This is a genomic window from Pseudomonas sp. PB103, assembly GCF_009764635.1.
Lineage (GTDB): Bacteria > Pseudomonadota > Gammaproteobacteria > Pseudomonadales > Pseudomonadaceae > Aquipseudomonas.
This window is the reverse complement of the sequence record NZ_RWIL01000118.1, coordinates 16,547-37,734: the sequence shown is the minus strand read 5'-3', so window position 1 is coordinate 37,734 and position 21,188 is coordinate 16,547. Positions and strand designations below refer to the sequence as shown.

Here is a 21,188-nt window from a genome sequence, read left to right as displayed (position 1 = left end):
TGATATTGCTATCGCTGGCAAGCCAGCTCCCACAGGGATTTTCAGCGCACACAAATATTGTGTAACGCAGAGAAACCTGTGGGAGCTGGCTTGCCAGCGATGAGGCCGGAACAGACGCCTCAAGACTTCGCTGGATATTCGCGGTGCATCTGTTCCAGCAGCGCATCCTTGTCCAGCCACAGCTGATTGATCCAGCCCTGGAACTGCAGGCGATACTCGCCGTCCTGATCGTAGTTCTTGCCGATGAACTGCTGTGGAATCTTCAGCTCTTCAAAGTGCACCACCACGTCGCGCACATTGCCGCACAGCAAATCCCAGAACCCCGGACGCCCGGCCGGGTAGTGAATCGTCACGTTGACGATCGACTCCAGTTGCTCGCCCATCGCATCGAGCACAAAGGCAATCCCGCCAGCCTTGGGCTTGAGCAGATACTTGAACGGCGATTGCTGCTGCGCATGCTTGCCGTCAGTAAAGCGCGTGCCCTCGACGAAGTTGAAAATCCCCACCGGGTTATGGCGAAACTTCGCGCAGGTCTTGCGCGTGGTTTCGAGGTCTTTGCCTTTCTTCTCCGGGTGCTTGGCCAAGTAAGCCTTGGAGTAGCGCTTCATGAACGGAAAGCCCAGCGCCCACCACGCCAGACCGATCACCGGCACCCAGATCAGCTCCTGCTTGAGGAAGAATTTCAGCGGCTGAATCCGGCGGTTGAGCACGTATTGCAGCACCAGAATATCGACCCAGCTCTGATGGTTACTGGTGATCAGGTACGAGTGCTGGTAATCGAGGCCTTGCAGGCCGCTGATGTGCCAGCGCGTGCGGCGCACCAGGTTCATCCAGCCTTTGTTGTTGCTGATCCACGCCTCGTGGGTGTGGCTCATCAGCCAACCGGCGATGCGTTGGGTCAAGGCGAACGGCAAGGCCTTGACCAGCGCCACGCAGAACAGAAACGAGCAGAGCAGAATCGTGTTGAGTGCCAACAGCAGCGAGGCAATCACGCCGCGCACGGGTGCAGGTAGAAAATCCAGCATTTACACATCCATAGGTCGGTTGGCGGCTTGAATCGCGGTAAGGGCGATGGTGTAGACGATGTCATCGACTTGCGCGCCGCGCGGCAAATCGTTCACCGGTTTGCGCAGGCCTTGCAGCATCGGCCCGAGGCTGACGCAATCGGCGCTGCGTTGCACGGCTTTGTGCGTGGTATTGCCGGTGTTCAGATCCGGGAACACGAACACCGTGGCGCGACCGGCGACCTGACTGTTCGGTGCCAGTTGCCGGGCGACTTCGGCGTTGGCCGCGGCGTCGTATTGCAACGGGCCGTCGATCAGCAGCGAATGCTGTTGTTCGTGGGCGAGCAGGGTGGCCTCGCGGACTTTCTCGACTTCTTCGCCGGTGGCCGATTCGCCGCTGGAGTAACTGATCATCGCCACGCGCGGGGTGATGCCGAACGCCGCTGCCGAATCGGCGCTTTGCAGGGCGATCTCGGCCAGTTCGGTAGCGCTCGGGTGCGGGTTCATCACACAGTCGCCATACACCAGCACTTCTTCCGGGAACAGCATGAAGAACACCGACGACACCAGCGTGCAGCCCGGTGCCGTTTTGATCAGCTGCAAGGCAGGGCGGATGGTGTTGGCCGTGGTGTTGATCACGCCCGAGACCAAACCGTCGACTTCATCGAGTGCGAGCATCATGGTACCGATCACCACGGTGTCTTCCAGTTGCTGCTCGGCCATCGGTGCATTAAGGCTTTTGGTTTTGCGCAGGGCGACCATCGGCTCGACGTAGCGTTCGCGGATCAGATCCGGATCAAGAATCTCCAGCCCCGGCGGCAATGTGATGCCTTGGGCACGGGCGACGGCTTCGACGTCTTCCGGTTTCGCCAGCAACACACAACGGGCGATCCCGCGTTCCTGACAGATCGCTGCCGCTTGCACAGTGAACGGCTCGCTGCCTTCGGGCAGGACGATGCGTTTGTTCGCCGCTTGCGCGCGTTGAATCAACTGATAGCGGAACACTGCCGGCGACAGGCGCATTTCCCGTGGCGTGCCGCAGCGCTGGTGCAGCCATTTCGCGTCGAGATGGCTGGCAACGAAGTCGGTGATGATCTCCGCACGCTCGCGGTCATCAATGGGGATTTCCTTGTTCAAACCGTTGAGCAGGTTGGCGGTGTCATACGAGCCAGTGCTCACCGACAACACAGGCAGACCGGCCTGCAACGCGCCCCGGCACAGATCCATGATGCGCGGATCGGGCAGGGTGTCGCTGGTCAGCAACAGGCCGGCCAGCGGCACGCCGTTGATCGCCGCGAGGCTGACAGCGAGGATGATGTCGTCGCGATCACCCGGGGTCACCACCAGCACGCCGGGCTTGAGCAGCTCGACGGTGTTGCGCATGGTCCGTGCGCAAATGATGATTTTGGTCATCCGCCGGGTTTCGTAATCACCGGCGTTGAGCACTTGCGCACCCATCAGGTCGGCGACGTCGCGGGTGCGTGGTGCATTGAGTTCCGGCTGATAGGGAATGCAGCCGAGCAGGCGGAAATCACCGCTGCGCAGCAACGGCGAGTGCTCCTTCAGACGCGCGGCGAAGGCTTCCATGCTCTCGTCGGTTTTGACCTTGTTGAGGATCACCCCGAGGACTTTCGGGTCTTTCGGCCCGCCGAACAATTGCGCCTGCAATTCAACGCGGCCGGAGAGTTCGGCCAGCACTTCGTTTTCCGGCGCCGAGACCAGAATCACCTCGGCATCGAGGCTTTTGGCCAAATGCAGGTTGACCCGCGCGGCGTAGCTGGCGCTGCGAGTCGGCACCATGCCTTCGACGACCAGCACGTCTTTGCCGATGGCGGCTTGCTGATACAGGGTGATGATTTCTTCGAGCAGCTCATCGAGCTGGCCGTCGCCGAGCATCCGCTCGACGTGCGCCAGGCCCAATGGTTGCGGCGGTTTCAAACCGTGAGTACGGGCTACCAGTTCGGTGGAGCGCTCAGGGCCGGTGTCGCCCGGGTGCGGCTGGGCAATCGGTTTGAAGAACCCGACTTTCAGGCCCGCTCGCTCAAGCGTGCGCACCAGCCCGAGGCTGATGGAGGTCAGACCCACGCCAAAATCGGTGGGGGCGATAAAAAAAGTTTGCATGCGAATTCTCTAAAGTTGCATGGCAATGGCGGCAATCTATACGTGATCGCCTACCGAAATTCAGTCGCCAAGGTTATCGCTAACCGAGCCCTGTGCGCACCAACCGCAGGCAAAGGGTTGGCCTATTTTTTCAATACGTTGCGCCGGGTCCAGCACCCAGGCGCGTGATTGCCACGGCGGCTGGTGGCGCAGGTGCTGGGTGTGGCCACAGGAAAGCTCGGCGACCCAATGACCGTCTTCGTCCTGATGCAAGCCTGTGAGCGTCGAAACCCGTTTGTCCGGGTTGTGTTCGCTTTCGCGCGATTGCTTCGCTAAACTTGGCCTTTCTATATTCTTATGCAAAAGGTCTCGCCCCATGCTGATCGCCGCCAATAAGGCTGTCTCCATCGACTATACCCTGACCAACGACGCTGGTGAGGTCATCGACAGCTCCGCCGGCGGCGCTCCGCTGGTCTACCTGCAAGGCGCAGGCAACATCATCCCGGGCCTGGAAAAAGCGCTGGATGGCAAAGCTGTTGGTGACGAGCTGGAAGTCTCCGTTGAACCGGAAGACGCATACGGCGAATACGCTGCAGAGCTGGTCAGCACCCTGAGCCGCAGCATGTTCGAAGGCGTTGACGAGCTGGAAGTCGGCATGCAGTTCCACGCTTCGGCGCCGGACGGCCAGATGCAAATCGTCACCATCCGTGACCTCGACGGCGACGACGTGACTGTCGACGGCAACCACCCGTTGGCTGGTCAGCGCCTGAACTTCAAAGTGAAGATCGTTGACATCCGTGACGCCAGCCAGGAAGAAATCGCTCATGGCCACGTCCATGGCGAAGGTGGCCATCACCACTGATTTCTGCGCTAAGCTTCGAGTACTGGAGAGGCGCCTGCGGGCGCCTTTTTAGTCCGCGGCTGTCCTTGGTAGCCTCGCCAAGTGGCTGTTTCGAGTAGAACACGGGAATCTTGGAGTTCGTCATGAGTGCTTTTCACGACCTTAAGTTGACAGCCCTGGATGGTCAGGAGCTACCGCTGGCACCGTTCAAGGGCCAAGTCGTGCTGGTGGTCAACGTCGCCTCCAAATGCGGCTTGACCCCCCAGTATGCGGCGCTGGAAAACCTCTATCAGCAGTTCAAGGGCAAAGGTTTCAGCGTGCTCGGCCTGCCGTGCAACCAGTTTGCCGGCCAGGAACCCGGTTCTGAAAAGGACATTCAGGATTTCTGCAGCCTTAACTATGGTGTGACGTTTCCGTTGTCGAGCAAGCTCGAAGTCAACGGTCACGAACGGCATCAGTTGTACCGCTTGCTGGCGGGCGAGGGCGCGGAGTTTCCCGGTGACATCACCTGGAATTTCGAGAAGTTTTTGCTCGGCAAGGACGGCCGTGTGTTGGCGCGGTTCTCGCCGCGCACGGCGCCGGATGATCCGACCATTGTGCATGCGATTGAAAAAGCGCTGAGCTGAAACAGCAAGATCAAAAGATCGCAGCCTTCGGCAGCTCCTACAGGGAAACGTTATCCCATGTAGGAGCTGCCGAAGGCTGCGATCTTTTGCTTTGCGTCTTTTAATCCTTAATCACCGAAATCAATAATGCTGTTCAAAGGCCTCGGCTCTCCATATTATCGCCGTCATAAAGTTATCTCTGTGGAGCCTCCCGATGCCTGTCCAAGCCTTGTTCAAACCGTTCCACCTCGGTGCCCTCGAACTCCCGACCCGCGTGGTCATGGCGCCGATGACCCGATCTTTCTCCCCGGGTGGCGTGCCGAATTCGAAAGTCATCGAGTACTACCGCCGTCGTGCGGCCGCAGGCGTTGGCCTGATCATCACCGAAGGCACCACCGTTGGTCACATTGCCTCCAATGGCTACCCGAACGTGCCGCAATTCTTTGGCGACGCGCCTTTGGCTGGCTGGAAAAAAGTCGTCGACGCCGTTCACGCTGAAGGCGGCAAGATCGTTCCGCAACTCTGGCACGTCGGCAGTGTGCGCCGCATCGGCACCGAGCCGGACGCCAACGTGCCGGGTTACGGCCCGTCGGAAAAACTCAAGGACGGTCAGGTCGTGGTGCACGGCATGACTAAACAAGACATCCAGGACGTGATCGCAGCCTTCGCCCAAGCGGCCAAGGATGCACAAAGCATCGGCATGGACGGCGTCGAGATTCACGGCGCGCACGGTTACCTGGTCGACCAGTTCTTCTGGGAAGGCAGCAACCAGCGCACCGACGAGTACGGCGGCAACCTGGCCAACCGCTCGCGTTTTGCCATCGAGCTGATTCAGGCGGTGCGTGCGGCGGTCGGCGAAGGCTTCCCGATCATCTTCCGCTTCTCGCAGTGGAAGCAGCAGGATTACACCGCGCGTCTGGTGCAAACGCCGGATGCGCTGGGCGAATTCCTCAAGCCTTTGTCTGACGCAGGTGTGGATATTTTCCACTGCTCGACGCGCCGCTTCTGGGAGCCGGAGTTCGAAGGTTCCGAGCTGAACCTGGCGGGCTGGACGCGCAAGCTGACTGGCAAACCAACCATCACCGTCGGCAGTGTCGGCCTGGATGGCGAGTTCCTGCAGTTCATGGTCAACACCGACAAGGTCGCGCAACCGGCCAGCCTGGAAAACCTGCTGGAGCGTCTGAACAAAGAGGAATTCGATCTGGTGGCGGTGGGGCGTGCGCTGCTGGTCGATCCGGACTGGGCGTTGAAAGTCCGCGAAGGGCGTGAGCAGGACATCCTGCCGTTCAGCCGTGAGGCGTTGATGACGCTGGTTTAACCAGCGCCGCTTTTGACGCTATCGCTGGCAAGCCAGCTCCCACAGGTTCTGGGGATGTTCACAAATTTTGTGTTTTCCGCAAACACTGTGGGAGCTGGCTTGCCAGCGATGGCGCCTTCCAAGTCAGCAATGATTCAAGGCAATGTCTGCGCATTCGGCACCACTTGCTCCCCCACACAAGCCCCACGCAAATGGCTCTCGAACTGCTCGATAATCGCCGGCCACCCCTGGCGACTCGCATGCTGTCGCGCATTCAGCCGCACACAACGCAACCGCTCATCTTCCTCCAGCAACCACACGGCCGCTTCGCAAAATGCCTGCTCATCCCCCGGCATCGCCAGCACGCCGCTGTAGCCGTGGCGAATGTGTTGCGCCGCCGCCGCTTGATCGTAGGCCACCACCCCCAAACCTGAGGCCAGCGCCTCCAACACGACATTGCCGAAGGTTTCGGTCAGGCTCGGAAACACAAACACATCCCCCGACGCATAGTGCGCGGCCAATGCCTCGCCACGTTGTGCGCCGCAGAAGATCGCCTCGGGCAGGTCCTTTTCCAGCGCCACGCGTTGCGGCCCGTCACCGACGATGATCAGTTTCAGATGACGCTGCGGATAAGTGCTGCGCAGTGCTTCGAAGCTGCGCTTGAGCAGGCCGAGGTTTTTCTCGGGAGCGAGGCGTCCTACGTGAATGACCGCGATATCGCGCTCGTTGAGGCCCCATTGCTCACGTAAAGCGTTCAACCGTTTGCTTGGATGAAACAACTGGCTGTCGACCCCTCGCGACAACAACGCCAACCGCTCGAAATGCCGCCGCTCCAGTTCCAGCCGCTGGCTCACGCTCGGCACCAGTGTCAGTGCCGAACGATTGTGAAACCAGCGCAGATAATGCGTGAGCATCCGCGTCAGCAAACCGAGACCGTACTGGCTGGTGTATTGCTGGAAGTTGGTATGAAACCCGCTGACCACCGATATCCCCAAACGCCGCGCGGCCCGCAACGCCGACAGGCCGAGTGGCCCTTCCGTGGCGATGTACAACACGTCCGGGCGCTGGCGCTTCCAGCGCCGCAGCAATTTGTGCATCGACGACTGCCCCCACTGCAACCCCGGATACCCCGGCAGCGGCCAACCTCGGCACAGCAGCAGCGCATCATCGTCACTGCGCTGCGGATCACCGGCCTGACGCGGCCGCACCAGTTCCACCTGATGCCCACGCGCGCGCAAGCCATCGCACAAGCGGCCAAGGGTGTTGGCCACGCCGTTGATTTCCGGTGGGAAGGTTTCGCTGATGAGGGTGATGTGTAGAGCTGTCGTCATGACCTCAGTGTCGGCTGAGGCCATGTCGTGGCTGTTACGTTCGGATGATGGATTTGTGACGCGCGCTCTGTTGCCGGTTCAGCGCTGAGTCACCAGATTCTCGGCACCACGCTCACGCACCCAGAACAACGTCGCGCCTGCGACAGCGGCCGGCATCATCAGGATGTTGACCACCGGAATCAGCAGCGCCAGATAAACGATGCCGCCAAAACTCATGCTCTGCCAGCGCTTCTGGCGCAGCCAGGCGAGCATTTCGTTCCAGCCCAGTTTGTGGTTGTCCGCCGGGTAGTCGATGTACTGGATCGCCATCATCCACACGCCGAACAGCAGCCACAATGGCGCGGCGATGATGTTGACCATCGGGATGAACGAGAGGATGAACAGGCCGATTGCCCGTGGCAGGAAGTAGCCGAGCTTGCGCATTTCCCGGGCGAGGGTGCGCGGGACCATCTCGATCAACTCGCCCCAACTGAACGCCGGGAAGTCATCGGTGCCGCGCACCACGACTTCGACTTTTTCCGCGAGAAAGCCGTTGAACGGCGCGGCGATCACGTTGGCGAGCATGGTGAAGGTGAAAAACACCATCAGCGCCACCAGCACCACAAACAAGGGCCAGAGGATGTAGCTGAGGAAGCTCAGCCATTCGGGCAACGACGGCATCAGCGTATCGACCCAGAGGCTGAACTGGTGGCCGGCAAGATAAATCAAGCCGACGAACAGCACCAGGTTGATCGCCAGTGGCAACAACACGAACAGGCGCAGGCCAGGGCTGAGAACCAGTTTGAGGCCTTCGCGCAGGTATTGCGGGCCGGACAGAACAGGGGCGGGCATAAGGTGCTCCGAGCAAGGGAAAACGCGCCGACCTTACCGACTTTGCAAAGGCTGCGAAAGCACGGCAGAGCGATCGACATTCACTGTAACAAGATCACAGGGACGCTATTCGTCAGTGAATCGTTCAGCGTCCGCCCTCAGAGTTCAAAGCGTATCCGCGATTCACGGCGTTGTGCCGGCGGTAGCGATTCTCCGCGTTTCACGGCGGCCAATAGCTGATCGACGCCGATATGCACGGCATCGGCCTGCACGTTGCACGGTTTGAAATCGGCGACATTGTCGAGGCCTTGGCGGTGCGCCTGAATGATTTTCACGTCCTGGCGAATCACGATGTGGGTGTACAGATGAATCAACGGCCGCAACAGGCCCAGCACCCAGCGGGGTAGGCGGAAGCGGTAGGCGATGTAGGTGTAGACGCGCGACTGGCGTGAGTCGATGGGCGTGATCTGACTGATGATGAAGAATGCCGAACGCTCGCCCCACCGATAGTCGCAGCGGGTGACGTTGGGCGCAAAAAAACGATCGGTGTGCACCAGCGGCTCGCCGTCGGGGTTGCTCAGCCAGTTCATCAAACCGATCTTGTCGTCGTCATCGTGATACGTCACTTCGATGCTCTGCGCTTTACACGCGAGCGTGGCTTCCATCGCCCGCCCACTGCTGGAACGGAAGATGCCCTCGTGGACAAAAACAGTGTGCGGCACGTCCATGAAGTTCTGCACGAGGCTGCCGACGTCGGCCTCGAAGGTGTTGATCATGAAATAGGACTGCCAGGGTTTTTCGCCGTAGACCGGGAGCTTGAACACGGTTTTGCTCTGCGGGTCGCCCGTGCCGGTGTAGACCCAGACCAGCCCGTCCTGTTCCTGCACCGCAAAGTGACGCTGGCGGTAGCGATACGCGGGGGATGTCGAAGAGCACGACTTCTCGCCGGCGCTGGGGATATGCACCACTTGGCCCTCAGCGTCGTAGCGCCAGCCGTGGTAGGGGCACACCAGGCAATCGTCGGCAATCTTGCCCGCCGACAAGCGTGTGCCGCGATGCACGCACTGGTCGAGCAACGCCGCTGCCCGGCCGTCACGCTGGCGAAAAAGCACCAGGTTCAGGCCCAGAATCTTCGCCCGGTAAGGTTTGTTTTTGCGCAGCTCTTTGTGTGCGCACGCCACATACCATTGTTCGAGGGTCGCGTCGTCGGGTGTTTCGAGGAGGTTGTTCAAAGGTACCGACATGAGCTTTCCGTCAGAGCGAGAAGGGCTTGAGCTGTCTCCAGCCGATTGATAAGTGCGCGTGGCTTGAAGTCGCCCGCACGGATGCCGCTCAACTCCGCCGCCTGTTGCAACACCTGCGCGAGTTGATCAGCGCCGCCGTCGAGCAGGCGCACCTGCACCGGTCCCAGTTGCCCGAGCTGGCGTGCCTGGCCGTAATGAAAGGCGTCGGCCAGTGCCGCCTCGATCGTCAGTGCCAGGGCACTGGCATCAAGGTCTCGGGGCATCGCCACCAGCGCCGTGTAATGCGGTGGCGAAGCATAGGCGTCGGGGATCAGGCAGGCGCCGCCCTGGGTGGCCGGGCAATGCTCGAACAGGTTCTGCACCACGTGTTCATCGAGTTTTTCTCCGACCAGATCACTGGTGCCCGTGGCACGGCCGACAAACTCGACCCGTGGCGTGGCCCCCGACATGCCGACGACGCGGACCCGATCGCCCAGTGCGTAGCGGTACAAACCGCCGCCGGTGCTCAGCAGCACCTGCGCCGTTTCCCCCAGGCGTAACGAATGCGCATGGCGCAGGCTGCCGTCTTCGCAGAGGAATTCCAGATAATGGCTGCCGATCGCCAACGGGCAACCCGGTTCGTCGCCGAAGGGAACACTGACGACGCCTTCGGTGGCAAACAGACTTTTTGGTAGCCATTGCGTTTGCGGAAAACGCGCGGCCAGTTGCGTGAAGTAGTGGCGACTCGGCCCTTCCATCCAGCAACTGACGGCGGCCAGACGCGGCCATAATTCGCTGCAGTTACCCTGAGCTCGCGCGCGGCGTAGCGCCGAGCGGCGCGGCGCGGGGAGGGCGGCGTCAAGCCATGCAAAGGTCTGCAGCTGTTCGGGTGTTTCGGCAGCGAACAGTGGCTGTAACAGGCTGGTCAGAAAGGTCGGGCTCCATACGCTGATAAAACTCAAATCAGCGTCGGCCAGCAAGGCCAGCAGGGTCTGGCGGCGCCATTGCGACAGTGCACCGTTAAACTCTGGAATCAGCAATGTCCCGGCCAGACCGGCCAGATGACTGCCGCTCAAATACTCCAGATCACTGGCCGACCCGAGGCAAATGCCATTGGGCCCGGCCACGGGCATTTGCAGGGGCGGCGACATCGACCAATAACTCGAGCCATGACTGATGCCCGGCACCTGGCGATGCATGTCGGCGAGCCACACGGTCAGCGCGTTGTGCATTTCTGCGAGGAAGGCGCGCGTGTAGGGAATCGCTTTTTGCAGCGCGCTGTTACCGCTCGTACGCTCGAAGAACAGTGGTGTGTCGGTGGTCAGAATCGCTGCGGATTCTTGTTGCGCGCGTTCGATCCACGGCTGCAGTTGCGCGTAGGTGTGAACCGGTACGTTATCGCGAAACTGCGTCGAGTCCTGCAGTCGGGCAAAGTCGTGGGCACGGCCGAATGCGCAATCGCGATTGGCTTCGAGCAGGCGCTGCAATAAGCGTTCTTGCGTTGCCTGCGGTTGCTCGAGCTGCGCGTGCCATTGATCGAGCGTGGGCTTGGCGTGCTCGAGGAAGGTCTGCCACAGCGCGCGTTTCACATCCATGTTGGCGCTCATCAGAAGTAGGTCTTGTCCAGTTGCGACAAATCATCGGGTAACCGCTGCGGCGGCAGGAAAACCTGCAGCCAGCCATACCACAGCGGCCGGGTTTCCTTCAGGTTGGAGGCGGCATGCATTTGCTGCCAGTGCATGGCCGAGTGCCGATGATGGGTCAGGTTGTAGTTGAAGTTCAAAAACGCCCAGCGCACCAGCCGCGGGGCCCGCAGGTTATAGGCGCCCTCGACGACGTCCAGTGGCGTGCGCATGTGATACACCCACTGCAGCGACGACCAGGAAAAGGCGAAAGCAAGGTAGGCGATGAGCACCACCTGCCACGTCCATCCCAGCAAGAATCCGATCGACAACCACGCGGCGACACTGGCGATGACTTCCACGCGGATACGCTTGAAGTCGGCGCTGGAGAAGTCCTTGAAGGCGGCGGCGTAGGTGTTGACCTCTGCGGTTTGCGACCACTTGTCTGTGATGCGCGCCGGCAGCACCGGCAATAACAGGCTGCCGACAAACGCCGCCAGCCAGATACCGCCAAGCACCGCAAAGTAGTACTCGATGCGCTTGCGCCACAGCGACTCATCCGCGACCGCGAAGTCGGCCAGTTCTGCGCGTGTACGATTGCGCACATGATGACCCAGGTGATTGATATGGATCAGCGTCGCCGACGCGCCAAACAGGGTAGAAGCCCACCACATGACGAAGTAGTTGAGGGACTTGCGACTGTGCGCCAGGCCATGAAAGGACTCGTGCATCATCGAGAAGACACCTTGCATGACCAGGCAGAACGGGATGAGCACCAGCCATTTGAGCCCGCCCGCCTCAGTGTGGGAAAGCCAGGTCAGGGTCGCGCCCCACAACAGCGTTTGCAGCGCCAGCACGCACAGATTGGCCACGTCGAAACGACGCGTTTGCGAAATGTCACTGGAACTGCGCATATGGGCTCCTTGATAGGTCGAGTCGAAAAAGTATACCGCCCTGATCGCGTCGCTAATGATCAATTGCTGGCGCGTCAGGGCAACGAGGAACCGCAGAACACTGTATGTCGTATCTAAAACGCCTTCTGAACAGACGCTCGGCGACGAAACCCGCTGGCGCAGACATCCCTCGACGCGACATGCGTTTCGCGCTCGATGAGCAGATTCCGCGCTATTGGTATCGTGGCTGGCCGCACGTCACGCGCTTTTTCGATGGCCTGTCGATCATGTTTCCACTCGGCGAAAAACTCTTCATCGACAGTGTCGTGCACTTTCGCCAAGCCCTCGAAAAACATCCGGCGCTGGCCCAGGCGGTTGACGCGTTCGTGTATCAGGAAGCGTCGCATATTCGCGAACATCGCGCGTATAACCGGCTGCTCGCGGCCCAAGGCGCACCGATTGATGCGCTGGAACAATTGCTGATGCGTCGTCAGGAGGTGGGCAATAAATTTTCCCCGGCGATGCGCCTGGCCATGACGGCCAGCCTGGAACATTTCACCGCGATCCTCTCCGATCAACTGCTGCGTCATCCGGCGATCCTTGAAGGCGCCGATACGAAGATGGCCATGCTGTGGCGCTGGCATGCGATCGAAGAAACCGAACACAAGGCCGTTGCCTACGATGTGCTGGGCGTGGTGGTGAGCAATCCGCTGCGGCGATACCTGATGCGCTGCGGGGTCATGCTGATCATGACCGGCTACTTTGCCATCGATGTCCTGTATTTCATTTACCGACTGGCAGGCAATGATGGGCAGCGCCACAACGGGCGCGAATGGCTGCGTTTGCTCGGCTGGTTATTCGTCCGTCCCGGCCCGCTGACCCGGGTGTTTCCGAAATGGCTGGCCTGGTTCATTCCGGGGTTTCACCCCAACCACCTCGACACCCGTGAAGCGTTGGCAACGGCGCGGCAAACCCTCGACGAATACGCTGGGCGCACACCATGAAAGGGCCTTCGGCGATGACCCCCGCCTGGACACCTGAGGGATTTGCCGAGTGGCCACGGTATTTTCCGGCAAGCGAATTCGTCGCGCCAGACGTATTGCTGGACTGCACGGAGCAATTTATCGCGTCCTGGCACAAGCCCATGCTCAGCCTTTCCCAGGAAACGTTGGTGGTGCTGGTGGCCGGGCTGTTTTCCGAATGGCTGCCCGGCTGTTTTCAGGATTGCGCGCGGACGTTGCGGCGCCTGGGCTATCCGGTTTTGCGCATGCCCGTGCGTTCCTCTCGCGGCGTCATGGCGCAGGGTCGACATATCAGTCAGGTGCTGACGGCCCAACTCAGGCAGGGGCAACGCTTTGTCGTGTTGGCGCACAGCAAGGGTGGGCTCGACGCGCTCGCGGCATTGGCACAGGACAAACTGTTGCGCCAGGCGTGTGACGGTGTGGTGCTGGTGCAACCGCCGACAGGTCCGTCGACGGTCATCGATGACCTGTTGGCTTGCAGCGCAGGGCAGTCGAACCTCGACTATCCGTTCGATCGCGTTCGCCGAGTGCTGGCGAAAACCCGTTGGGTGGCCGCTGGCGCACGGGATATCAGCAGTCTGCGCGACCCGCAGATCAGCGACCTGCTCGAACACCTGGCCGCCGACGTGCAATGCCTGCACGTGATCAGTTGGAGCGCCGTCCCCAGTTCACGCTTCGATACCCATCATGCCCGCCTCAATGCGCGACGCCCGGGTTGCGCCCATGACGGCCAGTTTTACCTCGAACATCAACGCATCGCGGGCATGCCGCAGATCTGCCTGCCCCGGCTCGATCACGGTCAACCGGTGCTGGGCGGCGGTGGCTTTGACGCCACGCGTTTCTGGTTGACGCTGTTGGATGTCGTCCACGGTTGCGCTCAGACCAGATAGATTTCGAAGCCCGGGATGCGCTCGGCATCCTGCGGCGTCAACGCCGTGGCATTGCCCACGCAAGGCGCGGTGTACAAGTCCATGGCAATGGACACGGCGCGATAGCGCTTCATGGCCAGCCAGAATGGGTCATGGTCATACAGGCACAATTGCATCAATGCGTACTGACCGCGAACGCGCATCCACGCCGCGTCCAGCAGTGCCGCAAAAATCTGCGGGTCGCGTTGGCGGACGTGCAGGTGGGTCAGGTAAACGTCGCGCAACGCCTCGCCGGGCGCGGCAATGGCGGGGCGCCCCAACAGCGGCGCACAGGTGTTGAACGCCAGGCGCAGGGCCTGGTGGGGCAGCGGCAAGGTCTCAAGCACCACGCGCTTGATCCGCCCGGCATCCCAAGGCGCGACGCAGCCCAGCAAATTGTCTCGGGCGTCGAGTGCCAGCAGAAATGACGAGAGGCCGAAGTCCGGCCAGGTCTCCAGGCGCCTGGCAAACTGCGTCTCGCTGAAGACGTTGCCGAAGGGCTGAGCTGCCGACTCGCGGTCGAGAAACGCCCGGAGTGCGTCGGCGTGACACGGCTGCGCTTGCACGATGCGCACGTGGTCCGGCGTTCGCGGGGTGCTTGTCCAGCCACGCTGGGCATACACGGCGACGTTGCTGTAACCCCGCCAGCGCGCCAGCCCGAGTGGATTGGCGCGCCGTCCGCCGAGCAATGATTGTGTGGCGAGACGGTTGTCGCGGATGACACAGCAATAGGCATGCTGCACCCCCGTTTCAGCGGCCAGTGCGGCGAGACGGACTTTGACCTCGGCCATCCACGACAGCGACAGGCGTCGATCAGGCACCAGTCGCAAATCCCCCAGATAGGCCACGGGCTGAATGTCACCCTGAAGATAACCCTCGCGCACCAACAGGCTGGCGATGCCCTTCAGATCACCGGTCTCGTTCTCGGCCAGCCAGGTGCGATGGTCGCTGGCATGACAACGGTGCAGCGCAAAGTAGTCCGGCCCGCGATCGAAACGCATTGGCAAACCACCCTGCATGGCCCGCTGCGCCTGAAAATCCAACAGTCGCTGGTTGTCCGCCGCGCAGGCCTGGCGGATCAGCATGGTTGTGCGGCGGCGAACAGACGCTGCGCCATGGGCCGCAGGTTATCGGGGTGCAATTCACACAGGCAGACCAGTTCATCGCCCGCCGCGTAATGAGGATTCTTGTGCAGAAAATACGCGACGTTATCCAGGCGCAAGTGCGGCGCCGGGACGTGTGCCAACTCGGTCGTCAGTCGACCTTGCGGCACTTTGAAAGACAGCACGCCTGTTGCCGGGTCGTAGGCCTCGCCGAAACGATCCACCGCCAGATAATCGGCCAGTGCCTGAACCGCAGAGTCCGTCACGGCGCCAGCGCGGGGCGCGTAGTTCAGCGCCATGGCGGCCAGATAACGGTAGGTGCGATGGCCCTTGCAGATCAGAAACCAGTACAGGGGAATGTCAGGTTGCTCCAGCCAGATCTCGCCGGCCAGGCGCATCCACGCGAAGGCCAGTTGCTGGCTGCCCCAGTGTTCGCGGTCAATGATGGTGTCACCGGAAAAAATCACCCTGATCGGGCGCCCGCACCACGTGCGCTCATAGCGTTTGAGGGTGGTGAAACCGACGATGCTCTGATCCGCGCAACGCAACACGATGCAGTGGGTCTTGTCCTGCAAATCCTGTTCGAACTGCGGGCGAGAGGTGTCGCAGTAGGACGCCGAATAAATCTCGAACATCCGGTTGATTTCATGTGGATGCAGATCGGAGCATTCAACGGACGTTGCGCTCAAACGCATGGAGACCCTCGGCATCGCAAGCAAGATGTTTGGAGTTTGGCGAGTTGAAAGGGTCAATGCAACGTAGACTTCCTTTCGTCGCCGTCATTTACTGACGCTGAAAATCTGGCATAACCGAGCAGAAGCCGCCGCTCTTGGCGGTATGGAAACGTTGCACGTGTTCTGACCCATCAGGCGCCTTATTCATGTCATCCACGTTGGCCAGTCATCAATTTGATACCTCGATCGTGACACGCCCGTTCCTCTGGCTAGCGGTCTACACCGTCGTGACGGGCGCGCTGTATTTTCTCGTCACGCACTACCCGATGGGTGCGGTGCGAGTGATTGAACCGACAGGTTTTGACGCGCACATTGCTCGACTGCCTTACACCTTGCCGTTGTACCTGAGCTATGTGCTGATCATGCCGGCGCTGGTGCTGCTGGGGCGGCGCCGCGAATGGTTGCTGCCAGCCTTTTTTGCCGCGGCCGTGGCGTCCGGCACCTGCCTGCTGAGCCATTTGTTCTGGCCCACCATGATCGTGCGTCCGGACAGTTCGTCGCAGTGGCTCATGTGGTTCTATCAGCTCGACTCCCCGTTGGCCGCCTCGCCCAGTGGGCACGTGGCCTTGCCGGTGGCGATCAGCGTTGTCCTTGCTTACCTGCGCGTCCGTGCGGCCTGGCTCTTCAGTCTGTGGAGCGTGATGCTGGGGGTTACCGTGTTGACCACGGGGCAGCACGTGCTGCTCGACGTGGTGTATGGCGCCGCGATCGGCGCCGTGGCGGGTGTGTTCACGATCATGCTCAAGCGCCTGAAAGTGGATCTGCGCAGCATGGCCGCGATCCTGCTGGAATGGCTGTGCATCATCGTGACGTTGCGCATAGCCCTGTACGTGGGGGACTGGCGTCTGTATGGCGTGGCCTTCGTGATGATTGCCGCACGCCAACATGCGCTGTTCATCCTGTACCACGATGCGACGCACTATCACCTGACCCGTCATCGCCCGCTCAACGACTTTCTGATCAACCTGGCGATCGGTGTGCCGGGCCTCGTCCCGGTGGAATTCTATCGGCCTCTGCACCTCGAACATCATCAACAGACCGGTACTGCCAACGACCCGGAGCGCCGCTTTCTGTATCACCGCCAGCCTTGGGATTTCCGGCCGCTGAGCGGCAAATTGTTGCTGCGACAAATGCTCGGCGATCTGTTGCTGATCAACACGCTGCGCAATCTGCGCGCCTACAAGGCAGCGGGCGGAGCCTCACCGAAGATGACCGGCCCGGCCTTAGCGGCGAGTGTGATCTGGCTGGGCCTTTTAGCGTTGATTGCCTGGCAGACGTCGGCGCAGACGATCCTGCTGATTGTTTTTTTCTGGTTTGTGCCACTGGCCACCCTGGGCACCCTGTTGCAGAAAATCCGCAGTATCGCCGAGCACAGCGGCGGGCCGGACGTGACCCCCGGTTGGCGGGAATGGACGTATGCCTGGAAAGTCGGGCACGCAGGGCGGTTTTTCATCTGGCCTTATCACATCAATCTGCACCTGCATCATCACCGCAGTGCCAACCATCCCTGGCACGTGCTTCCACGATTGGTGACGGCGGATGAAGCGTTGCTGGACTCACGGACGCTGCCCTCGCTGCTCTGGTCGGGCATGAACAAACACCGCTGATCCAGCCTTGTTTCCGCGCGGTAGTGCTTGGGTTCAGCTTTCAGCCTCACCCTTGGGATTGCTCGCGATCAGGCTGGCGCCGCACGCGGTTTTCATCCCGTGCAGCGCGACTGCAATGCCGCCGACATCCAGCAGGGCACTGCCCTGCGTGATCGGGAACACCCCTTTGCACAGCGGGCAGACCACTTTGTGGCCAACGCCGGACATGGGTTTGCCGTTCAGGTCTGTCTGGTTGAAAGCTTCAAGGACGGTGCCACCGTGACTGGTGGAGTCGCCGAGCCGAATGATGTCCATGGCAGCAGGCCCCTTAGAGATCGTCCATCCAGTTGGTTTTCGGTTTCTGGTCGGCGAGGAATTCTTCCAGCGTGTGATCCTGCTCGATGCCCGGCATTTTCGCCGCCGAATGCGCGGTAGGCACGGCTGACGGTTCCTCGGTGTTCGCAGTCTGCGGCATCAGGTTGACGCCGAAATGATCATTGCCCGTTGGCTTCTTGCCGGGCGTCGGCGAGGTCACGGCAATGATCGTCGCCTGCTCCGGGCGCCGCATCGGCATGACCACACTGGTGTCGGCGTTGAGGTAACTGGCCATCGTCGCCAGGGTCAGGCCAACGAACGGCGAAGCCGAGCCGGTGTCGCCCAAGCGCTGAGTGAGGTCGTAGCTCTCGCGCGAATCGAGCAGATCCAGCGGGCTGTGGGCGGCAGTGAGCGCCGGCAGCAACTCCGCCAGCGGCGTGGTGTTCGCGCCGCCGTCAAAGAACACCCGCGCTGGTTTCTGCACGAGCCCGTCGGTGGCGTCTTTCCAGCCAGCGGCGAGTTTGGCGGTCAGCGCGTCACGCTTGAGGCGTTCGCCATTGTCTGGCCGCAGCAGCGCCACGGTGACCGGCCGATGCAGCTTGGCCAGCACCGGCTGTGCATCCCATTGCTCGAACGCACGCTGGGTCCAGGGTTGCGGAATGAACGTCGATGGCTGGAACTCCACGGCGGGTTTGCTCGCGCCCCAACCGGTGAATTCCGGGTCGATTTTGTTCTCGTTGACCTTGGCAAATTGCGCGTAGTAACGCAGCCATTCGACGCGTTCGGGGCGACCGACCACCATGGCGACCATGGCGTCGGTGAGTTCGCCCGGCTTGCGTGGGCCGGGCCCGCCAATCAACGGCGCCTTTTTCGCCGACAGCGCGAACGACATGCTGAAGCCTTCGACGTTGTAGACCAGCACAGCGGGGAGGTCAGGGTTCTGTTCGAACAGGTTGAAGAGGTTTTCCACCAGACCTTCCGGGGTGTCGCTGCAGACCACGCCATCTTGCAGATTGCGTACGCGATGCCAGTGCAGGCCCGCTTCCGTGCGGTAACTGTTGACCATGCCCGAGAGCATTTCCCGGGTTCTTTGCGGGGCGTAACGCAGGTTCGGTGTGTCGGGATTCCAGCCACGCACGACCGTGAGGGTCGGGATCGGCCACTTCTCGACGAAGTCGCGCAAGCCCAGTTCCAGCGCATCAGCCTTGCGCTTGTCATAGGCGAGGTCTTTGGCGTCGCCATCCACCGGATACTGTTTCGGGTCCGTGGGCAGAATGCTGCCGACGTGAAGGGCTTCGGTCTGTTTTGCGTTCTGTTCCTGCAAGGCTTTCCAGGCCTGGCCCTGACGGAACACGTCGAGGCTCAGGCCAATGGCGAGCACATCCAGCGTGTCCAGACGCGGCGAGGTGGCAGGGGCGCGGTAACGGGCATCAACAGGCATGGTGGCGGCCTCCTTGGCCGAGGTATAGGCAGGCACGGGTGAGGCCGCGCTGGCAAAGCAACGGCTGGCCGTCGATGGATGTGCAGCTGCGTGGACCAGAGGGCTGGTCAGGAGCAGGCCGGTGCAAAACAAACGAGCAATATCAAAGCGCATCAAGGGGCTCCACCAAAACGCACGGGTTCGCCATTTCTGAGTTCGGTCCGGGTCTGGGTCGCCACCAGGCTCGGCATGTTGTCGCTGATGGCGGGTAACGCGCCGGTCTTGCGATACGCCACGGTAGCGTCAATCAACTCGCGGTTCTTACCGTCCTCCTCCTGATAGTGCTGATCCACGGAGTCGTCCGGATCTTCATTCTCTGCCTGAAATTGCGCGTTGGCGCCGCCATCGGTCTTGGCCCAGTCCAGCCGCCAATCCGCCACTCGACACAGATACGCATAGAACGACGCTTCATCCACGCATTCGCCGGCCCCGATCGCCACGTCATAGGCCAGCACCTGGCGGCTGTGTTCAGGGTTGTTGGGGATGGAAGAGTGGAAAGACATCGCCAGCGAGTATTCCTCGCCTTGCAGGCGGATACGTGCCTGATAAGGCGTTTCCCCACGCGTGACGAGAACCTTGCCGTTGCCTTGAGCCCGAGCGGCAAACACATGGGCGCAGTCCGAGGCTTCCTTGCCCTCGTTACGGGCCTTTTCGACGCTCTTGATGTCTTGCCCGTATTTGAAAGCCTGGGCTTCTTCCATGGTCTCCGCTTCGGCGTAACGTGGGTTGTCCGGCTCCCAGCCGCCATTGGCCACGCCGATCGCGGCATCGACGGGATCGAGTTTGTCCTTGACCTGGTACACCCCGCTTTTGGAGTCTTCCCCGGGGGCGGTAACGACACCATCGTTGGCAAAGTTCACGTCGCCTGGCACCGGCAATGGAGGCGCGGTCAAGATTACGCTGGCGCCCTTGTCGAGGCTGCCATTGGGGATCCGGTCCATGAAGCCCAGGCCGGTGTCTTCCCAGGGCTGCTCGCTGTCCTGACGCAACAGGTAGACGTATGGAGGAACGTGTTTGCCGACGAGTTCTTTCTCGCCGTTACGTTTGCGTACGGTAAAGACCCGTTGGTGGAAACGTTGCGGAAGAATCTTGCGCGCCGGCTGGCCATCGACTTCTTCGCCGATCCCCTGCCAGCCGATGCCCTGGACGTTCTTCAGGCCAACCGTCTGATCCTGAGGGGTGAAATAGAGAAAGGTGCTGCCGCGGTTGTCGCGCTCGTTGAAGGTGATTTTTTCTCCGCGGATCGTGGTTTGACACGCGGCCGTGCCCGTCCAGCCAGGCCCGCCAATCGCTCCGTAACCCTGCTTGTTTTTCAGGGCGACGCCCGACAGCGCCGGCACCGGATTAGGGCTGCCGGCGATGAATTGCAAGATGCCGTTGAGCGTGGCGATGCGCGCTCCGGTCGTCTGTTGCCCACCCCACTTCTGGACCTTGTCCATGTTCGGCTGGAACAGGCTGTAGGGCGAGTTGAACATGACCACGCCGTCAGCCGGTTTGGCGTTGTCCTCCTTGAGGAACGCGTGGGCCAACAGTGTCAGCAGCGTGCCCTGACTGTGGCCAACCACGTTGATCGTATCGTTTGGATGACGTTTGTGAATGATCTTGATCAACATCGCCAGGCGCATGGCAGCCAGCACCATGTAACGCCGACCGGCGGCTGAAAACAGCGGGTGAGTCAGCTTGCCGCCGATTTTGTCGAGCGAGATGAAGCCGAGCAGCATGCCGTTGAAACCCTTGCCCCACATGTCCGGCAGGTTGGTGGTGGCGTTGGCGAACTGGCCGCCTTCCTTGGTCCCGGCCTTGTCCAGACGGTTGCCGTCACGGTCCAGCCACTGACCGTGCGCTTCGGTTTTCTGAATGAAGGCTTCTTCTTCGCGAAACCCCCAATAGAACGGCACCACCACACTGCGTGGCTGGCTGCCGTTGCTGGAGGCGCCGGCTTTGCGGCGGAAGTACACGGCATCGGGGTTATTGGCCTTGCCGCCATCATCGGCGGGCGCGGTGTAGCTGGCCGGCAACAGGTAACCCGGGTTGTTCGCGCCGTTGGGGAAGGTGCGCGGCATATCGAGGCGTTCGTTCAGCCCCTCGCACAGGCCCTGCTCAATACGCGCGTAGCAACCCGCGAGGTCGTTGACGCCGTGCACGAGGATCGTCACACAGGGCTTCGGTGGCGGCGGAATCAGGTGGATGTCGCCACCGCTGGGCATGGTGATCGATTGGCTGGAAGCGATCTTTTTCGGCTGGGTAGGATCAGTCATCGCCCATTTCCTCCTTGAAAATTCCGTTGGTCTCGACGCGTGCGGGCACGGTCATG

19 protein-coding genes are annotated in these 21,188 nt (G+C 61.1%); 6 read left to right on the top strand and 13 right to left on the bottom strand.

The window, feature by feature from the left end; all coding sequences use genetic code 11:
• Positions 1-119: 119 nt before the first annotated feature.
• From EJA70_RS20910 to EJA70_RS20900, 3 genes are read right to left on the bottom strand one after another with little or no spacing between them, the layout of a single operon-like run.
• Entirely contained in the window at positions 120-1,025 is a 906-nt protein-coding gene (locus EJA70_RS20910; RefSeq protein ID WP_158833195.1) for an acyltransferase, read from the bottom strand.
• The gene (gene pta / locus EJA70_RS20905; RefSeq protein WP_158833193.1) at positions 1,026-3,125 is read right to left on the bottom strand and encodes a phosphate acetyltransferase; all 2,100 of its coding nucleotides are present in this window, start codon (positions 3,123-3,125) and stop codon (positions 1,026-1,028) included.
• A gap of 60 nt (positions 3,126-3,185) precedes the next feature.
• Positions 3,186-3,512, bottom strand: a complete 327-nt coding sequence (locus EJA70_RS20900) for a DUF3565 domain-containing protein (RefSeq protein WP_158833191.1) — start codon at positions 3,510-3,512, stop codon at positions 3,186-3,188.
• Between EJA70_RS20900 and EJA70_RS20895 the strand changes: the two genes are divergently transcribed.
• The 3 genes from EJA70_RS20895 (at position 3,481) to EJA70_RS20885 (ending at position 5,868) form a co-directional block, all read left to right on the top strand.
• Positions 3,481-3,966 carry a peptidylprolyl isomerase gene (locus EJA70_RS20895; RefSeq protein ID WP_008085027.1) on the top strand — a complete coding sequence of 162 codons (486 nt, stop codon included), beginning with the start codon at positions 3,481-3,483 and terminating at the stop codon, positions 3,964-3,966. The two genes, EJA70_RS20900 and EJA70_RS20895, sit on opposite strands and share 32 nt — an antisense overlap.
• Before the next feature lie 122 nt (positions 3,967-4,088).
• Positions 4,089-4,571: a glutathione peroxidase gene (locus EJA70_RS20890; RefSeq protein WP_053117143.1), complete on the top strand. Its 483-nt coding sequence runs from the start codon at positions 4,089-4,091 to the stop codon at positions 4,569-4,571.
• Between the two features lie 193 nt (positions 4,572-4,764).
• Positions 4,765-5,868, top strand: a complete 1,104-nt coding sequence (locus EJA70_RS20885; protein WP_158833189.1) for an NADH:flavin oxidoreductase — start codon at positions 4,765-4,767, stop codon at positions 5,866-5,868.
• Between the two features lie 134 nt (positions 5,869-6,002).
• Here EJA70_RS20885 and EJA70_RS20880 read toward each other — a convergent pair whose 3' ends face one another.
• From EJA70_RS20880 to EJA70_RS20860, 5 genes are all read right to left on the bottom strand, one after another.
• Complete coding sequence (locus tag EJA70_RS20880; RefSeq protein ID WP_158833187.1) at positions 6,003-7,202, bottom strand: glycosyltransferase family 1 protein; 1,200 nt, start codon at positions 7,200-7,202, stop codon at positions 6,003-6,005.
• Positions 7,203-7,256: 54 nt separating this feature from the next.
• Positions 7,257-8,009: a sulfate transporter CysZ gene (gene cysZ / locus EJA70_RS20875; protein WP_008085023.1), complete on the bottom strand. Its 753-nt coding sequence runs from the start codon at positions 8,007-8,009 to the stop codon at positions 7,257-7,259.
• A gap of 137 nt (positions 8,010-8,146) precedes the next feature.
• Positions 8,147-9,232 (bottom strand): aromatic ring-hydroxylating dioxygenase subunit alpha, encoded by a 1,086-nt coding sequence (locus EJA70_RS20870; RefSeq protein ID WP_158833185.1) that lies wholly within the window; start codon positions 9,230-9,232, stop codon positions 8,147-8,149.
• Positions 9,217-10,818 carry a GH3 auxin-responsive promoter family protein gene (locus EJA70_RS20865; protein ID WP_158833183.1) on the bottom strand — a complete coding sequence of 534 codons (1,602 nt, stop codon included), beginning with the start codon at positions 10,816-10,818 and terminating at the stop codon, positions 9,217-9,219. Before EJA70_RS20865 ends, EJA70_RS20870 begins: the two co-directional genes overlap by 16 nt.
• Positions 10,818-11,747, bottom strand: a complete 930-nt coding sequence (locus tag EJA70_RS20860; protein WP_158833181.1) for a fatty acid desaturase — start codon at positions 11,745-11,747, stop codon at positions 10,818-10,820. Before EJA70_RS20860 ends, EJA70_RS20865 begins: the two co-directional genes overlap by 1 nt.
• A gap of 104 nt (positions 11,748-11,851) precedes the next feature.
• Here EJA70_RS20860 and EJA70_RS20855 point away from each other — a divergent pair, with 104 nt between their 5' ends.
• Positions 11,852-12,730 (top strand): metal-dependent hydrolase, encoded by an 879-nt coding sequence (locus EJA70_RS20855; protein ID WP_178116948.1) that lies wholly within the window; start codon positions 11,852-11,854, stop codon positions 12,728-12,730.
• The gene (locus EJA70_RS20850) at positions 12,727-13,638 is read left to right on the top strand and encodes an esterase/lipase family protein (protein WP_371924616.1); all 912 of its coding nucleotides are present in this window, start codon (positions 12,727-12,729) and stop codon (positions 13,636-13,638) included. The genes EJA70_RS20855 and EJA70_RS20850 overlap by 4 nt, the downstream gene beginning before the upstream one ends.
• On the opposite strand, the gene EJA70_RS20845 is transcribed toward EJA70_RS20850, so the two are convergent.
• Together EJA70_RS20845 and EJA70_RS20840 are read right to left on the bottom strand one after the other, a co-directional pair.
• Positions 13,626-14,741, bottom strand: coding sequence for a hypothetical protein (locus tag EJA70_RS20845; protein WP_158833177.1), 1,116 nt, complete (start codon positions 14,739-14,741; stop codon positions 13,626-13,628). The genes EJA70_RS20850 and EJA70_RS20845 overlap by 13 nt on opposite strands.
• Positions 14,735-15,454, bottom strand: a complete 720-nt coding sequence (locus tag EJA70_RS20840; RefSeq protein WP_158833175.1) for a hypothetical protein — start codon at positions 15,452-15,454, stop codon at positions 14,735-14,737. The genes EJA70_RS20845 and EJA70_RS20840 overlap by 7 nt, the downstream gene beginning before the upstream one ends.
• A 185-nt stretch (positions 15,455-15,639) precedes the next feature.
• On the opposite strand from EJA70_RS20840, the gene EJA70_RS20835 reads away from it, so the two are divergent.
• Positions 15,640-17,100 (top strand): fatty acid desaturase, encoded by a 1,461-nt coding sequence (locus EJA70_RS20835; protein ID WP_158833173.1) that lies wholly within the window; start codon positions 15,640-15,642, stop codon positions 17,098-17,100.
• A gap of 33 nt (positions 17,101-17,133) precedes the next feature.
• Here EJA70_RS20835 and EJA70_RS20830 read toward each other — a convergent pair whose 3' ends face one another.
• From EJA70_RS20830 to EJA70_RS20820, 3 genes are read right to left on the bottom strand one after another with little or no spacing between them, the layout of a single operon-like run.
• Positions 17,134-17,394 carry a PAAR domain-containing protein gene (locus EJA70_RS20830; RefSeq protein ID WP_158833171.1) on the bottom strand — a complete coding sequence of 87 codons (261 nt, stop codon included), beginning with the start codon at positions 17,392-17,394 and terminating at the stop codon, positions 17,134-17,136.
• A gap of 13 nt (positions 17,395-17,407) precedes the next feature.
• Positions 17,408-18,988: a DUF2875 family protein gene (locus tag EJA70_RS20825; protein ID WP_306109900.1), complete on the bottom strand. Its 1,581-nt coding sequence runs from the start codon at positions 18,986-18,988 to the stop codon at positions 17,408-17,410.
• The gene (locus EJA70_RS20820; protein WP_008085005.1) at positions 18,988-21,132 is read right to left on the bottom strand and encodes a DUF3274 domain-containing protein; all 2,145 of its coding nucleotides are present in this window, start codon (positions 21,130-21,132) and stop codon (positions 18,988-18,990) included. The genes EJA70_RS20825 and EJA70_RS20820 overlap by 1 nt, the downstream gene beginning before the upstream one ends.
• Positions 21,133-21,188 lie beyond the last annotated feature (56 nt).